The organism is Microbacterium sp. 10L49 (assembly GCF_056395125.1).
The window spans coordinates 989,481-1,004,851 of record NZ_JBFTIW010000004.1; the positions used below are offsets into that span (position 1 = coordinate 989,481).

General features: G+C 68.5%; 12 protein-coding genes. 5 read left to right on the plus strand and 7 right to left on the minus strand.

The annotated features are described in order from the left end of the window. Positions 1-67 precede the first annotated feature (67 nt). Positions 68-2,230 carry a hypothetical protein gene (locus tag AC1DCT_RS17510; RefSeq protein ID WP_477430489.1) on the plus strand — a complete coding sequence of 721 codons (2,163 nt, stop codon included), beginning with the start codon at positions 68-70 and terminating at the stop codon, positions 2,228-2,230. A 124-nt stretch (positions 2,231-2,354) separates the two neighbouring features. On the opposite strand, the gene AC1DCT_RS17515 is transcribed toward AC1DCT_RS17510, so the two are convergent. From AC1DCT_RS17515 to AC1DCT_RS17540, 6 genes are all read right to left on the minus strand, one after another. Continuing rightward, complete coding sequence (locus AC1DCT_RS17515) at positions 2,355-3,638, minus strand: alpha-L-fucosidase (protein ID WP_477430490.1); 1,284 nt, start codon at positions 3,636-3,638, stop codon at positions 2,355-2,357. A 128-nt stretch (positions 3,639-3,766) separates the two neighbouring features. Then, positions 3,767-4,558, minus strand: coding sequence for a carbohydrate ABC transporter permease (locus AC1DCT_RS17520; RefSeq protein WP_440732446.1), 792 nt, complete (start codon positions 4,556-4,558; stop codon positions 3,767-3,769). A 107-nt stretch (positions 4,559-4,665) separates the two neighbouring features. Then, on the minus strand, positions 4,666-5,691 hold the full coding sequence (locus AC1DCT_RS17525) for a carbohydrate ABC transporter permease (protein ID WP_440732227.1): 1,026 nt from the start codon (positions 5,689-5,691) through the stop codon (positions 4,666-4,668). Beyond that, positions 5,688-7,106, minus strand: coding sequence for an N-acetylglucosamine/diacetylchitobiose ABC transporter substrate-binding protein (ngcE, locus tag AC1DCT_RS17530; RefSeq protein ID WP_440732226.1), 1,419 nt, complete (start codon positions 7,104-7,106; stop codon positions 5,688-5,690). The genes AC1DCT_RS17525 and ngcE overlap by 4 nt, the downstream gene beginning before the upstream one ends. A gap of 61 nt (positions 7,107-7,167) precedes the next feature. After that, positions 7,168-7,920 carry a sugar isomerase domain-containing protein gene (locus AC1DCT_RS17535; RefSeq protein WP_440732225.1) on the minus strand — a complete coding sequence of 251 codons (753 nt, stop codon included), beginning with the start codon at positions 7,918-7,920 and terminating at the stop codon, positions 7,168-7,170. Continuing rightward, complete coding sequence (locus AC1DCT_RS17540; protein ID WP_440732224.1) at positions 7,917-8,849, minus strand: MurR/RpiR family transcriptional regulator; 933 nt, start codon at positions 8,847-8,849, stop codon at positions 7,917-7,919. The genes AC1DCT_RS17535 and AC1DCT_RS17540 overlap by 4 nt, the downstream gene beginning before the upstream one ends. Before the next feature lie 120 nt (positions 8,850-8,969). Here AC1DCT_RS17540 and AC1DCT_RS17545 point away from each other — a divergent pair, with 120 nt between their 5' ends. The 3 genes from AC1DCT_RS17545 (at position 8,970) to AC1DCT_RS17555 (ending at position 12,645) form a co-directional block, all read left to right on the plus strand. Continuing rightward, entirely contained in the window at positions 8,970-10,025 is a 1,056-nt protein-coding gene (locus AC1DCT_RS17545) for an N-acetylglucosamine kinase (protein ID WP_477430491.1), read from the plus strand. 12 nt (positions 10,026-10,037) lie between these two features. After that, a complete protein-coding gene (gene argS, locus AC1DCT_RS17550; RefSeq protein WP_477430492.1) occupies positions 10,038-11,705 on the plus strand; it encodes an arginine--tRNA ligase in 1,668 nt (555 codons plus the stop codon). Positions 11,706-11,877: 172 nt separating this feature from the next. Beyond that, positions 11,878-12,645, plus strand: a complete 768-nt coding sequence (locus AC1DCT_RS17555; protein ID WP_477430493.1) for an LmeA family phospholipid-binding protein — start codon at positions 11,878-11,880, stop codon at positions 12,643-12,645. A gap of 9 nt (positions 12,646-12,654) precedes the next feature. Here the strand turns inward: AC1DCT_RS17555 and AC1DCT_RS17560 are convergent, their stop codons facing one another. Further along, on the minus strand, positions 12,655-13,833 hold the full coding sequence (locus AC1DCT_RS17560; RefSeq protein WP_477430494.1) for a YhjD/YihY/BrkB family envelope integrity protein: 1,179 nt from the start codon (positions 13,831-13,833) through the stop codon (positions 12,655-12,657). A gap of 267 nt (positions 13,834-14,100) precedes the next feature. On the opposite strand from AC1DCT_RS17560, the gene AC1DCT_RS17565 reads away from it, so the two are divergent. After that, the coding region (locus AC1DCT_RS17565; protein ID WP_477430495.1) for an HNH endonuclease signature motif containing protein at positions 14,101-15,371 on the plus strand (1,271 nt) is incomplete at its 3' end.

Sequence of the window (15,371 nt, forward strand, 5' to 3'; positions counted from 1 at the left end):
GACGTGGGGAACGGGAAGGACACACCCAAACCCTCCGCTTCGAAGAGGAACAGGAAAGGGCACCACCATGAAACAACACCGCACCGCGCAAAGCAAAGCGCGCTGGCGACGGCTGACCCCGGCGCTCGCCGCAGGGGCCGTCCTCGCTCTCGCGCTGCCCGCCACCGCGCAGGCCGGCACCACCCCGGCTCCGCCGCAGTACGTCGCGGCCGGCACCACCACCATGAAGGGCGGTCTGACCAGCGACATCGCCGGCTCGGCGTATCTCGGCAAGGACGGCCAATTCCACTGGAGCAACGCGCTCACGTCCTACAACACGAACCCTGGCAACGCCTGGGCGCGCACGTTCACGAACACCGACATGGGCGCGGTGTCCGCAGGGATGGGCACCACGACGCAGAAGGTTCAGGCGCCCGCGTACTATGCCGACGCGGGCACCATCTGCTACCAGCTCGACAAGGATCCGACCTTCCCGATCCCGTCGCCGCAGCAGGACGACCACTGCGACGTCATCGGCGTCTGGGTGGATCCGCAGGGCACGTGGCACGCGCTGCTCAACGACGAGTTCCAGTTCGATCCCTGGCAGACCAAGGGTGCAGACGCGACGGTCGATCAGAAGATCTCGACCGGGTACCACAACAACCGGATCCTGCTCGCGACCTCGAAGGACGAAGGCGCCTCCTGGCAGTACCAGGGGCCGGCGCTCACCTCGGCGTGGGATGACGATCAGGTGATCGACAGCGCCGCCTCACCCGGTCAGTCGTATCCGTTCGGCAACTCCGGCTGCCGGCTGTTCATCGATTACTCGACGGGCTACTTCTACATCACGTACAACGTGAAGATCTACAAGAAGCCGGCTTCCTCGACCCTCGCCAGCTGGACCGAGATGGCCCGCGCGCCGATCAGCGGCGGCATGGCCAGCGGCACCTGGCAGAAGTGGTACAACGGCTCGTGGTCGCAGCCGGGCATCGGCGGCATCGACGGCAACGTCAACTCCGTCGGCGGGCTGAACGTCGTGTACGACCCGGCGACCGACCTCATCGCCTGGCAGGGATCCGGCGACAACGCCACCGCGTCGTACCAGGCCGCGAAGGTCGCCGCCGATCACCTCATCGTGTTCTCCGACGCGTCCGGAAACACCTACACGGCGAACACGCTGACGCACACGATCGTGAACAACGCGACAGCGGAGTCTGCGCCGGACCGGACCGTGTCGTACCACGACGACGTGACCGGCCAGGACCTGACGCTCAAGGCGGTCGACGACAAGTACGAGAACGGCGTCAAGGTCGTCACGGGCGGCATCTACGTGACGCAGACGGATCCGGCCACCGGTGCCTCCCAGACCGTGGATCTCATCACGAACAGTGCGTATTACAAGGATCCGAACACCGGTCATCTGTACCTGCCGTCGGCGAACAACGAGTCGGCCATCTCGTACAACGCGTTCTCCGGGCTGTACCGCATCGTCGGCTACGACGGGAACGTCTACGAGACGGCTGATCTCGGCGACCCGAACTCCTGGAAGGTCGTGGGCCTCATGCCCGCCGGATCCAATGGCGGTTACCTCACCTCTCTGGACAACGGCAGCCTGACGAACCAGAACGTCACCGGCCGTTCGTTCCTGACGATCTCGGATCTGACCGCCAAGGTGTTCGACATCGCGCAGACCGCCGGCGACGGATCCGCCGCGGTGAGCACCGAGTACACCCCGCGGGACACGGCCGGCAACGCGGTGTCCGGAGATTCCGCCTACGTGCTGCGGGTCGGCGGCAAGGCCGTGACGGCGAACCGCGGACCCGGGCTGGACGGCGGGGACGGAGCGGCCACGGGCGTGTCCACCTGGAAGTTCCAGCCGGTCAAGGACGTGCGCGACGGCAGCCAGAACAGCGGCTTCTACCGCATCGTCGATGCCGCGACCGGCAAGGACCTCCAAGTGTCCGGATCCGCGCCGGCCGAGCAGCGCGCCGTCGACGCGGTCGTCACGGTCGGGGCGCCGCAGGCCGACGCCCAGCCTCTGACCTCGGCCGGCCTCGGGGCGCCGGGTGGCAGCGATCAGTGGTACCTGCAGCGCGTCGCGACGGACGGCACCTCGCTGGACGGATCCACCACCTACCGCCTGGTCAACCGCAACAGCGGCCTGACCCTGCAGTACGTGAACGAGAGGATGCGCCTCGAGCAGCAGGCTGCGGGCAACGCCTCGCAGTACGTGACGCTGACCGTGCGGTAGGGGATAAGGCGAGTGACGGCGCCGGGTCGGGTGCGTGCACCCGACCCGGCGCCGTCACGATCGATGTGACCTCGCAGCGGCCGGCGTGACGCCGGGCCAAGAGCCCGCCTTCCCGTGAGCGCGGTCACATGAGGATCATGTCGCCGTCGGCCGCCCGGTACTCCTCGACGGAAGGGGGGACAGGGATGCTCTCGCTCCCGGTCCGGAAGCCGCGCACGGACAGGAGCACGGGATCGGGGCCGGTCGCCTCGATCTCGACCGCGCTCAGGGTGCGCCCGGGGAAGGCGTGCAATCGGCCGGCGCCGATGGTCTGACCCGAGCAGACCTCCACTCCGGACGCCAGGATGCGATGCGCGGCGACGCGCTGACCGTTCTCGAGCTCCTCGACGAGCTCGAGGTGATCGATGTGGACGTCGGAGCCGAAGTCGGCCCTCCAGCGACCGGGGGAGAGAGGCGTGAGCGCGGCGGGCAGCGGCGTTCCGAAGCGGCGTTCCCGCTCTTGCGAATACTCCCGCAGCCGAACCAGGTCCGTATCGTCGATGAGTCCGTCACGATTCGGGGGGACGTTCAGCAGCAGGTTGGCGCCCAGCCCGACCGAGCGGTAGTAGATCGCCAGGAGGTGCTCCACGCTCTTCGGGGCGTCGTCGGGATGCCAGAACCAGCCGTGGCGCAGCGAGACGTCGCATTCCGGGGGCAGATAGCGCTCGCCGAAGTCGAGCACTTCGTCGGTGTGCACATCGTTGCGCGTGACGTCGACCACGTACTCGACGGGATCAGCGGCGAGGCCGTCCTCATTGCCGACCCAGCGGATGTCGGGATCGCCCATGTTGAAGATCACGGCCTCGGGCTGGTGGGTGCGCACGACCTCGACGATCCGCTCCCAGTCGTAGCTCCGGCCGGCCGACCCCGCGCCGTCGAACCAGACCTCGACGAGGTCGCCGTACCGGGTGCACAGTTCGGTGAGCTGAGCGCAATAGAAGTCGTCGTACGCCGCAGGATCCGAGTAACGCGGCTCGTGACGGTCCCACGGCGAGAGGTAAAGTCCGAGGCCCATCCCGGCTTCGGCGCAGGCATCGGCGAGTTCCCGGACCACGTCGCCCTTGCCGTTCCGCCACGGGCTGGAAGCCACGGAGTAGGCGGTGGTCGATGTGGGCCACAGGCAGAAGCCGTCGTGATGCTTGGCCGTCAGCACGACGTACGTCGCACCCGCCAGCTGCGCGGCGGCCACCCACTGCCGTGCATCGAGGAGCCGCGGGTCGAAACTCGCGGCCGGCAGTGTTCCGTCACCCCATTCGACGCCGGCGAACGTGTTCAGGCCGAAATGCAGGAAGACCCCGATACCGCCGCGCTGCCAGCGCAACTGTGCGGGGGTCGGGTGGTGCGCAGCAGTATCTGCGGAGATCGACATCGTGCTCCAGAACGTGTGCCTGCGGGCAGCGGGCGCGCATGCGAGCGCCCTCTCACAGCCGCGGGCGGATGGTGGTGGGACAGGTGGCGGGACGGATGGGTTCCTGTCGTTCCCATCCGTCCCATGGACTACTTCGAGGTGCCCTGCGAGACGGATCCCTGCAGTTGACGCTGGAAGAAGATGTAGATGAGCAGCACCGGGATGATCGTGATCATCACCGCCGCGAACATCGCACCGAAGTCGAGCGAGTAGCCCGCCGACGAGGCGAAAGCGGCCATGCCTTGGCTCAGCACGTAGTTGTCCTGGTTCGGGTTCAGGGCGATCGGCAGCAGGAACTGGTTCCACAGGCCGAGGAAGTTCATGATCGCGATCGCGGCGAGGCCCGGCTTGGCCATCGGCAGCATCACCTGGAAGAACGTGCGCCATTCACTGGCGCCGTCCATGTAGGCCGCCTCCTGGATCTCGTACGGCAGCGACTTGAAGAACGAGTACAGGAAGAAGACCGTGAACGGCAAGGCGTATGCCACGTAGGTGAGGATGAGGCCCGGCAGCGTTCCCAGGAGACCGATCTTCTGCAGGATGCCGAACAGCGGCACGATCGCGAGGAACACGGGGAAGGTGAGCCCCGCCAGCATCAGGTAGTAGATCACCCTGCTGCCGGGAACGGAGAACCGTGCCAGCACGTAGGCGCACATCGCGCCCAGCAGCATCACCAGGAACAGCGAGAACCCGACCACGATGATCGTGTTCAGGAACATGCGACCGAAGTTGTTGCCGACCCATGCCGTGACGTAGTTGTCGAAGTTCCAGTTCGCCGGGAGCCCGAAGGGCGACTTGAAGATCTCCTTCGTGGTCTTGAACGAGCCGATGATCGTCCACACCAGGGGGAGGATCACGATGATCGCCCAGATGACCAGCATGACGTGCGAGACCCCGCCGACCACCTTGTCGCTCGCGGTGGACTTCGTCTTGTGCTCGACCTGCCGGGCGCCCGGATCGATCGTGATCGCTGCGCGGGTCTCGACGCTCATGAGCGTCCTCCTTCATCCTTGCCGCCCGTGAGGCGGAACACACCCATCACGAGACCGGCGAACACCAGGGTGAGAACGGCGAGCACCACGCCCATGGCGCTGGCCAGACCGAACTGCCCCTTCTCGAAGGCGGTGCGGAACAGGTACTGGCTCATCACCAGGGTGCTGTTGCCCGGGCCGCCGGTCGAGTTCAGGCCTGCCATGTAGACGAAGGCGTCGAGCGCCGCGATCCCCAGATAGATGTATGCGGTCTGCACGTTGTCGCGGATCTGCGGAAGCATGATCGAGGTCACCGTGCGGAATCGACCGGCGCCGTCGATGCGGGCCGCTTCCAGCGTCTCCGCCGGGATCCCCTTGATGGCGGCGATGAACAGCACCATGTAGAAGCCGACCATGCCCCAGACCATCACGAAGATCGACGCGGGCATCGCCGTGCGCTGATCGCCGAGCCAGGCGAACTGGTTGTTGTCGATGCCGAAGAGGCCCAGGATGCCGTTGAGCAGGCCGCTCGGCGCGTAGATCATGTTCCACAGGATCGCGATGACGATCGCCGGGATCACGTAGGGGAAGAACGACACCACCCGGTAGAAGCTCGAGGCCTTGAGACCGCGTACCTGACCATGGCTGGGTCCGCCGACGGTGATCAGGCTCGCGAACACCAGGGCGATGATGATCGTGATCAGCGGAACGACGATCGCCAGCAGGATGTTGTTCCCCATCGCCTGCATGAAGGCGCCGTCCTGGAACAGCCTCACGAAGTTGTCCAGGCCGACGAAGCCCATCTGCGGGGAGAACCCGGTCCAGTTCGTCAGCGAGAAGTAGACCGCCTGGATGAACGGCCAGATCACGAAGATCAGGAAGATCGCGACCGGAAGCACCAGGAAGACCGCAAGGAACGACGCATAGTCCAGAGTCATCTTGCGCGGGAGCCCCGCTCGGGGCGGCTTGCGCCGCCCCGAGCGTGCTGTAACCACAGCGGCGGTCTGCAGTGCAGACCCGCCGCTGACTGTTGAATTGCTCATTTGATCTCGATCTTCTTCACCGAGCTGTCGTTGCGGACCTTGTCGACGAGCGCCTGCAGCTGCTTGGTGATCTCATCGACCGTCATCTTGCCGTCGAGGAACGAGTTCCAGATCGGCAGCTGGTCCGAGTTCATGCCGTACAGGTTCGTCGACTTGATGGTGAACACGTTGTCGCCGGCCGCGTCCAGCATCTTGATCTGCGATGCGAGCGCGGTCGAGCCGAAGGCGTCGTCCGGCACCGTGCCCTTAACGATGGTCGGCGCGAACTTCTGCTGCGCCGTCCAGGTCGCCGCATCCTTCGACAGCATGGTGCGCAGCAGCTCCTTGCCGCCGGCCGCGTTCTTCGCCTTGGTCGGGACGATGAACGGCTCGCCGGCCTCGGCGCGCATGGTGCCCTTCGGCGTGGTCTGCTTGTCGTCCAGCGGGAGCTCCGGGATGCCCATCATCTTGAAGCCGTCCGCGGTCTGCTTCTTCATCTCGTTCTCGATCCACGAGCCCGAGGGGTAGAGCAGAGCGGCCTCATCCAGGCTCCACTGCGACTGCGCCTGGGTGAACTGGGTGCCCGACCCGCCCGGCTTCATGTAGCCGGCCTGGATCAGGTCGTACAGGATCGTCAGGATCGCCTGCAGGGTCGGGTGCGACCAGCAGTTCTCCTTCAGGTTCTCCAGGGGCAGGCGCACGTCGTCGCCCGACTGGATCACCGCGGAGTCGATGACGAGCGTCTGGTAGTACGTCGCCGCCTCCTTGCCCCAGACGAACAGGTACTTGCCCTTGGCCTTGGCCGCCGCGCCGAGGTCCTTCAGGTCCTGCCAGCTGGTCGGGACCTTGTAACCGTCCTTCTCGAACAGGCTCGACGAGTACCACAGGCCGAACACCGTCATGAAGTAGTTGATCGCGACGAACTTGCCGTCGAACGTGCCGGGATCCTTGACGCCGCCGTAGAGCGTGTCGCTGATCTTGGTGCCCTCGAGGTTGTTCGACTCGAGCACATCGGACAGGTCCTCGAGCTGGTCGAGGATCGTGTTCCAGCCGATCGAGTTCGCACCCGAGTTGTCGATCAGGTCCGGCGGGTTGCCGCCGACGAACCGCGGCTGCAGCTCCTGGGCGATCTTGGTGGACGGGGAGATCTTGGCGGTCGCGCCGCCGAGCTTCTTGTTCCCGCCCATGATCTTCGCCGCGTTCTCGACGTAGTCCACGCCGTAGCCGCCGTCGAAGATCACCGCGTCGACCTTGGAGTTCGCTGCGACGCCGAACGGGTTGTCGGCGGACTTCGTGCCGCCACCGGCGTTGCCGCCGCCGGAGCCGCTCGGACCAGCGCAGGACGCCAGGCTGACGCCGAGCGGCACCATGACCGCTGCGAGAGCAGCCCCGCGCAGCAGCGAGCGACGGCTGATGGAAGCATCTCTGGTTTCCATGTGATTCTTGCCTTCCTAGTGGGTGGTGAGGGTGAGGGAGAGGATGAGTCTGTGGGCGCCCTCAGGCGCCGCGGCGGAGCCGCTCGAGGTAGCGCGCTTCGAGCGCGGAATTGTGCTCGTCACCGCCGGGGATGTTCGCGGAGATGTACATCGGCGCAACCTCGCCGGCGTCGGTGAGCGCGCGGGCGACGCCCAGGGTGAGCAGCTGAGCGATGAACGCGGCGGTGATCGACGAGATCGCGCCGGCCGAGATGGTCTCGGTGACGTTCAGGGTCGAATCGCCGTAGGGGGCGAGGTTGTCGATCACGACATCGGCGATCTCGCTGAGACGCTTGCCGCTCGGGTGCTTGGGCTCGACCCGGGCGGTGTGCTCGAGGCTGGTCACGGCGATGACCTTGTGACCGTGCTCCTTGGCCCACAGTGCGACGCCGACGATGGATCCGTTCACGCCGGAGTTCGAGGCGATCACGAAGACGTCGTTCTCGGCCACGGGGGAGACCGCCATGAGCTCGTCGACGACCCAGGGCTCGCGCTCGAGGGAGCCGGTCAGCACGTCGGCGGTGCGTTCGCCGTGCAGCACGATGTCGCGCAGCGCGATGCGGTTGGTCGGGATGAGTCCGCCCGCGCGCCCCGCGATCTCCATCGCGAACGCCTCGGAGTGCCCGGTGCCGAACGCCTGGATGACTCCGCCGTCGCGCAATGCGGTGACGAGCAGGTCGATGGCCGGATCCAGCGCGCCGCGCTCCGCATCGGCGGCGAGGCGCTCGAGGCGCGTCTCGGCTTCGCGGAGCAGATCCAGGGGAGAGGCGCTCATCGGGTGGACTCCTTCGTGCGGGGGGTTCGGCGGGCTTCGTGCGGAGCGGAGGAACGTCGGTGCGCGGAGACGGCCATCGCGCTGGCCGCGAGACGTGTCGCGGCCTCGCCGAGTGTGCGCTGCGCGACGAGGACGTAGAGCAGATCGACCACGAGAAGCTGCGCGTGCTTGATGGAGAGGTCATCGGGGCGCTGGGCCGGGTTCTCCGAGGCGGTGATCAGGGCCACGTCGGCGCTGGCGGCGAGCCAGGAGTCGGCATCGGTCGTGATCGCGACAGTGAGGGCTCCGGCGGCGCGCGCATGCGAGAGCATCTCGATGGTCTCTTCGGTTCTGCCGGTGTTGGAGATCCCGACCGCGACCGAGGAACCGTCCTGCAGCACCGCGCTGGTGAGGCCGTCGTGCACATCGGACCAGGAATGCGCGTTCACGCCGATCCGGTAGAGCCGGCCGCGGAACTCGTCGGCGATGACGCCGCTGCCGCCGACGCCGTAGATGTCGACGTGCCGCGCCTCGGCGATGGCGCGTGCGACGAGCTGGACATCGTCGAGATCCAGCAGGCGGGTCGTGACCTCCATGCTGCGCGTGTGCAGTCCGAGCAGCGTGAGCAGCACCCGGTCGGCCGGGTCGTCCTGCCCGATGTCGTCCGCGATGTCGGTGCGCCACGTGGTGCCGGCATCGCCTCGTCCCGACTCGGCCGCGACGCCGACGCGGAACTGCGTGTACCCCTCGAAGCCGATCGCGCGGCAGAAGCGGGTGACGGTGGCGGCCGAGGTGCCGGCCTGGTCGGCGAGTTCGGTGATGGTCAGCTCGACCGGGGCTGTGGGGTGGGCGGCGATCACGGCCGCGATCTTCGCCATGGCCTTGGGCATCGCAGGACGCCGCAGCGAGATGCGCTGCGTGATCGACAACTCGTTGCCGACATCCTGCATGAGTGGCACCATAGCCTCCGGTGAAAACGCGTCGTGCTACGACGGGGTTCGGGTGAAAAACATTCTCATCAGGTCCCGGGTGAAAAATCAAGTAGGGCAGATAACAAATTGGGGTGCAAGATGCTCGTGATCGGTGTGGATGCAGGAGGCACCTCCACGAGAGCGGTGCTCGCGACCGGCGAAGGACGCGTCGTCGGCTTCGGTCGCGGCGGCAGCGGGAATCCCACTTCATCGGGTATTCCTGCGGCCCTTGCCGAGGTCCGCGGCGCGATCGCCCCCGCCCTGGCCGCAGGTGGTGCCAGCCTGTCCGAGGTGTCCGAGATCGTCGTCGCCATGGCCGGTCATGATGCGCGCGGCGGTGCGTCCGACTGGATCCTCGAGCCGTTGAAGGAAAACGGGTTCGCGGGCGCGCTGTGGTTCGAATCGGATCTGCTGGCCATGTACGCGAGTGGCGCCGTCGCGCCGGTCGGGTACGGCGTGGTGTGCGGAACGGGTGCGAGCGCCGTGCGCGTGGAGGGCGGGCGCATCGTTGCGACGGCGGACGGGCTGGGCTGGCTGCTGGGCGACCGGGGCAGCGGCTTCTGGATCGGGCGTGCGGGGGCCGCCGCCGCCGTGGCGGAGCTGGACGGACTCGGCCCCGCGACCGTCCTCACCCCGCGGGTGCTCCAGGCGGCGGGCATCGCCGGAGAGGGCGCTCTGAGCCGGGGGAGCGATGGGCGACCGGTCGGCCTGGAGCAGCTGATCCGCGTGCTGTATGCGCAGCGGCCCGTGCAGCTTGCGGCCTTCGCTCCGCTCGTGTTCGATGCTGCCGAGGAGCAGGATCCGGTTGCGGAGCGGATCCTGCAGGAGGCGGGCGAGCAGCTGGCGCAGACGATCGAGCTCGTGCAGGCAGCACCGGGGCCGGTCGTGGTCGGCGGCAGCATCGTGTCGAGGCCGGGCGCGCCGCAGCGGGTGCTGCGCGCGCATGTGACCGCAGCCTTCGGCGACCAGCCGTTCGTGCTGGTCGACAGCGGCGCCGCGGGTGCGACGATGCTCGCCCTCCGCCACGCGGGACTCCGGGTGGATGAGAAGACGCTGGCGCGTGTGCGCGCGGGGATCGCCGAGGCGATGCGGGCTCGGGTTCCGCTGGCGGATCCCGCCCCGCACACGACGATTCCGCAAGGGGACACGCCCTAGAATCGATACCCTATGAATCCCGAAGCTCTCGCCACAGCGATCCTGTCCGTCCTCGCGCCGATCGCGGACGAGCGACGAGGTGGCGAGCCCCTTCCGCTCACCGCGGGCGACATCGTGCTGGAGCGCCCGCGCAACCGCGAGCACGGCGACTGGGCCACGAACATCGCGATGCGCCTCGCGAAGCAGCTCGGCACGAATCCGCGCGAGCTCGCGCAGCAGATCGCCGACGGACTCGGCGCCGTGGACGGCATCGCCGAGGCCTCGGTCGCAGGGCCGGGGTTCCTCAACGTGCGCCTCGAAGCGGGCGCGGCCGGCGCCCTCGCCAAGGTGATCGTGGATGCGGGCGAGGCATACGGCCGTAACGACTCGCAGGCGGGCCGGTCGATCAACGTCGAGTTCGTGTCCGCGAACCCGACCGGGCCGCTGCACATCGGGCACACCCGCTGGGCCGCTCTCGGCGACGCGATCGCGCGTCTGCTCGACGCCAGTGGGGCCACCGTGGCGCGCGAGTTCTACATCAACGACGCGGGTGCGCAGATGGAACGGTTCGCCGGATCCATCGTGGCCGCAGCTCAGGGCGAGCCGACCCCCGAGGGCGGTTACGCGGGCAGCTACATCACCGACATCGCGCAGCGCGTTCTCGCCGATCGCCCCGATTTCCTCGCCCTCGACCCCGAGGTGCAGCTCGACGTCGCCCGCGAGCTCGGCTACCGGTACCAGCTCGCCGAGCAGCAGGAATCACTGGCCAAGTTCAATGTCGTCTTCGATGTCTGGTTCTCCGAGCGGATCCTGCATGCGAAGGGCGAGGACGGCGGCCCGAGCCTTGTCGACGAGGCCGTGGACCGCTTGCGCGCGCAGGGGCACGTGTTCGATCAGGACGATGCGGTGTGGGTGCGCACCACCGACTTCGGCGACGACAAGGACCGCGTGATCCGCCGCTCCAACGGCGAGTACACGTATTTCGCCGCCGACGCCGCGTACTACCTGAACAAGGGCGACCGCGGCTTCGAGCACAAGATCTACCTGCTCGGCGCCGACCACCACGGCTATGTGCACCGCCTCAAGGCGCTCGCCGGCGCCGCCGGCGACGACCCGGAGAAGGATGTCGAGGTGCTCATCGGGCAGCTGGTCTCGGTGGGCGGCGCCCGGCTCAGCAAGCGGGCCGGCAACATCATCGAGATGGACGACCTGCGCGAATGGCTCGGCACGGACGCGCTGCGGTATTCGCTCGAGCGCTCGCCGGCCGACTCCCCGCTCTCGTTGGACCCGGAGCTGCTGCAGAAGCGCACGAATGACAACCCGGTGTTCTACGTCCAGTACGCGCACGCGCGCACGCACAACGTCGCCCGAAACGCGGCTGACTCCGGCGTGGACCGGTCGGCGTTCGCGCCCGAGCTGCTGACGCACGAGACCGAGTCGGCGCTGCTGGGCGCGCTGCAGGAGTTCCCGCGGATTGTGGCCTTCGCCGCCGAGGTGCGCGAACCGCACCGCGTCGCGCGCTACCTGGAGGAGCTCGCGGGGCTGTACCACCGCTGGTACGACAACTGCCGCGTGATCCCGCAGGGCGACGACCCGATCGAAGACGTGCACCGCACCCGCCTGTGGCTGAACGACGCCACGGGCCAGGTGCTGCGCAACGGGCTCGACCTGCTCGGGGTGTCCGCGCCGGAGCGGATGTGACGTGAGCGGCGCGGAGGAGGGTACGCACCCGACGGAACCGTATCCGCGGGGCCTCGGTCTCGAGCAACCCGTCGCCGTGCCGCCGCCCTCGGCTGCGGGACCGCTGCCACGCGACGCCGCATCGGGGGCAACCGCGCCGCCTCGGCCCCCGCTGCCGTCAGCCCCTGTGGCGGTGCCGCCGCCGCGTCGGCGTGCGCGCTGGCCCTGGGTGCTGGGGATCGTCGTGGTCGTCCTCGCGGCGCTCGTCGTGGGCGGCGAGTTCGTGGCGCGCGCCGTCGTCGCGCAGCAGATCCGCTCGCAGGCGATCACCGCGCTGAAGCTCCCCGCGGATCAGCAGATGGACGTCGCCGTGGGCGGCATCGTGCTCCCGCAGCTCGTCGCAGGGCGCCTGGACGATGTCCGCATCTCCTCGAAGAGCGTCGCGATCGGACCCATCACGAGCGCCGTGCAGGTCGACGCGACGGGCGTGCCGATCCGCGGCGGCGCGCTCGGCAGCGCGAGGGGCACGTTCCGGATCACGGCCGATCAGCTCGAGAAGGCCATCACGGCGGCTGCCGGATCCACGCCGATCGAGTCCGTGACGCTGGACGGCGAGGATGTCACGGCGACCGGATCCGTGAAGCTCTTCGGAGCGACGGTGCCACTCGCCCTCGCGCTCACGCCGGGGGCTGCGGACGGCGAGCTCACCTTCACACCGACGTCGGCGACGATCGGTGCGATCACCGTCGACCCCGACACCGTCGCGTCGTCCCCGTTCGGTGCGGCGCTGAAGCCGTTGTTCACCACGCAGAAGCTCTGCATCGCGGACAGGCTGCCGGCTGGCGTGCACTTGAGCGGGCTGCACGTGGATGCCGGCGCGCTGGTGGCGACGTTCTCCGCGGACAGCGCGATCACGACGGATCCGACACTGCTCGAGAACGGCACCTGCCCCGCTTCATAGCCGTCGGTCTCAGCGGCGGTGCGACGCGGAGGAGCGTGCTCCCCGCGGTCGGCGCAGAAGGCGCCGGTACCAGGGGAGCGCCGGTGAAGGGGACGGCTCGGCCTCGGCGCGTGCCGCGTCACGCTCGGCCAGCGCCTCCGGCTGCTCCGTGCCCAGCGCGGTGCGCGCCGCGTCCCGCTCGGTCTGCGCCGCAACCAGCAACCGCTCGGCCCGGTCAAGGCGCAGTTCCGTCAGCGAACGCGGATGCCCCGTGACGCGATCCTCCTCGTCCTCGACCCCCGTGATGATCCACGCGCTCGCGAGCAGCACGACCTGCGCCGAGAAGTTCAGCCACAGCAGCAGGGCGATGAGGGCGGCGAACGAGGCCAGCAACGGGTTCGCCCGCGCGCCGCCGACGAAGAGGCTGGAGAGCTGCTGCAGCACGAGGAGCCCGACGGCGCCCAGGGCGGCACCGGACCACAGCACCTTCGCGGGCGATCGAACTCCGGAGAGGACCGCGAACAGCCCCGCGATGACGACGACGTCGAGGGCATAGACGATCAGGGCGGCGAGGATCCGCTCGATCCAGGTCGCGAGATCCGATCGTTCCGCGCCCAGCAACGAGGCGAGAGAGCTCACCCCGACGCTGCTGACCACGGTGACCGTCGCCGTCACTGCGAAGGCGATCGCGATCCCGGCCGCGAGTCCCAGATTGCGCAGGATCACGCCGTACCAGAGCACCTCGTCGGCGAGCCTCCCGGCGAGGGTGCGCAGAGCCACCCGCAGGGATCCGATCGCGCCGAGCGCGGCGCCGATGAGGCCCGCGAGCGAGACGACGCCGGCGATGGTCAGGCCGGTGGGTGCGCGGATGTCGGCCGGGTCGACGATGCCGCCGTGACCGACCAGGCCGGGGACGACCGCGTCCACCGCGGAGACCAGAGCGGCGAGAGCCTCGGGATTCCCGGCGAGCCAGAGCCCGGCGACGGAGAAGCCCAGCAGCACCGCCGCGAACACGCTGAACAGGGCGCGGTAGGTGATGCCGTCCGCGAGGGCGGGTCCGTGCTTCTCCGCGTACAGCAGCCAGGCGCGGGCGACCCGCCAGCGCAGCACGCGGGCCATTCCGGCATCGATCGTGCGGGGAAGCCACGGCTTGTTCGCCGCGGCCGGCTTCGGCGTCGGTGCGTGCTCGGAGGCGCTGTGGGTGCCCATGGTCCGAGCGTAGCGAGAGGCGGACGCCGGCGCGGAAGCCCTTGACGAGGGGCCACGGGGCATGCGAGTCGCCGCGCTGGAGGAAGGGTGGCGAAGCTGGCATCGTTCGGATGATCCCGTCACCCACCCGCAGATCTGGCGCCGTGCAACTACTCGCGCGACGCGGAATCCAGATTCTTCAAGTCGTGATCTGTTCGTGATCGTTTCCGATCCTGATCGGGCCCTTTTCAAGCCTGGAATGTCGGTGGCCCCGGGTTGAATGGGGGTATGACGAGCTCGACTGGCACGGTGGTGGATCCCGGGGTGGATCCGGTGGATCCGGTGCTCGTGCTGGCCGCGTTGGTGGACGGGCTGCAGACGACGGAGGCGACGATCATCCGGTTGCAGGCGTTGAAGGAGGCGCACCTCGCGGTCGCGCAGCGGCTCGCTGAAGACCTCGCCGCGGCGGACGGTGCGTCCGGGGTGCGGGGCGAGTCAGCGGAACTCGCGTCACGGTCGGTCGCGGCGGAGTTGGCGGCGGTGCTGCATATGTCGGATCGGGTGGTGCAGGGGCGGATGGTGCGGGCCGCGGAGCTGATGACGAGGTTCCCGGCGACGATGCAGGCGTTCACGAACGCGCGGATCAACGCCGCCCACGTTCGCCTCATCCAAGATGCCGGAGCCCGCCTCGACAGCGATGAGGTGCGGGCCGAGTTCGAACAGGCGGCGGTCGCCGCGTGCGAGGGTGAGACCCCGCACCGGGCGAAGCGAGTGGTCGAGCGCGTCGCGGAGCGGTTGGCGCCGCGGTCGTTGACGGAACGGCACCGGGAGGCGCAGGAGAAGCGCACCGTGTGGCGGGAGGAACTCCCGGACGGGCAGAAGATCCTGGGGATGATCCACGCCGCCGCGGTGATCGATGGGATCTACGACCGGCTCAGCCAACAGGCTCGAACGGTGATGGTCGCGAACGCGACCGCCGCGAAAGACGCCACCGCGGACGGGGATCCGGATCCGGACATGCTGGGTGATCCGACGGATGACCGCAGCATCGACCAGCTCCGTGCGGACCTGTGCGCGGACACCCTGCTCACCGGCACCCCGTCCGGGCACGACACGACCGCGGGGCTGCTGTCGGCGATCCAAGCACGTGTGGAGGTAACGATCCCCGTGTTCACGGCGATGGCCACCGACACTGCGGGCGCGGGCCTCGGCGGCGCGTTCGGGATCCGGGTGGAGCAGCCCGGCGAACTCGCCGGCGGGCAGCCCATCGACACGCACACCGCCCAGATCCTCGCCGGCGGGGCGACGGCGTGGGAACGGGTGCTCACCCACCCCGTCACCGGGGCGATCCTCGCCGTCGACCACTACCGCCCCACCGCCGACCTACGCCGACTCCTGCACGCCCGCGATTCCCGCTGCCGATTCCCCACCTGCGGACTCCCACCCACCGCCCAAGACCTCGACCACACCATCGACGCCGCCTACGGCGGCGCCACCGAAGAAGGCAACCTCGGCGGACTCTGCCGCCGACACCACGTCCTCAAACACCAGACCACGTG

Excerpts from the sequence above, each read along its gene's own strand:
- AC1DCT_RS17510 (WP_477430489.1), top strand. The coding sequence starts at position 68 with ATGAAACAACACCGCACCGCGCAAAGCAAAGCGCGCTGGCGACGGCTG.
- AC1DCT_RS17515 (WP_477430490.1), bottom strand. The coding sequence starts at position 3,638 with ATGTCGATCTCCGCAGATACTGCTGCGCACCACCCGACCCCCGCACAG.
- AC1DCT_RS17520 (WP_440732446.1), bottom strand. The coding sequence starts at position 4,558 with ATGCTGGTCATCTGGGCGATCATCGTGATCCTCCCCCTGGTGTGGACG.
- AC1DCT_RS17525 (WP_440732227.1), bottom strand. The coding sequence starts at position 5,691 with ATGAGCAATTCAACAGTCAGCGGCGGGTCTGCACTGCAGACCGCCGCT.
- ngcE (WP_440732226.1), bottom strand. The coding sequence starts at position 7,106 with ATGGAAACCAGAGATGCTTCCATCAGCCGTCGCTCGCTGCTGCGCGGG.
- AC1DCT_RS17535 (WP_440732225.1), bottom strand. The coding sequence starts at position 7,920 with ATGAGCGCCTCTCCCCTGGATCTGCTCCGCGAAGCCGAGACGCGCCTC.
- AC1DCT_RS17540 (WP_440732224.1), bottom strand. The coding sequence starts at position 8,849 with ATGCAGGATGTCGGCAACGAGTTGTCGATCACGCAGCGCATCTCGCTG.
- AC1DCT_RS17545 (WP_477430491.1), top strand. The coding sequence starts at position 8,970 with ATGCTCGTGATCGGTGTGGATGCAGGAGGCACCTCCACGAGAGCGGTG.
- argS (WP_477430492.1), top strand. The coding sequence starts at position 10,038 with ATGAATCCCGAAGCTCTCGCCACAGCGATCCTGTCCGTCCTCGCGCCG.
- AC1DCT_RS17560 (WP_477430494.1), bottom strand. The coding sequence starts at position 13,833 with ATGGGCACCCACAGCGCCTCCGAGCACGCACCGACGCCGAAGCCGGCC.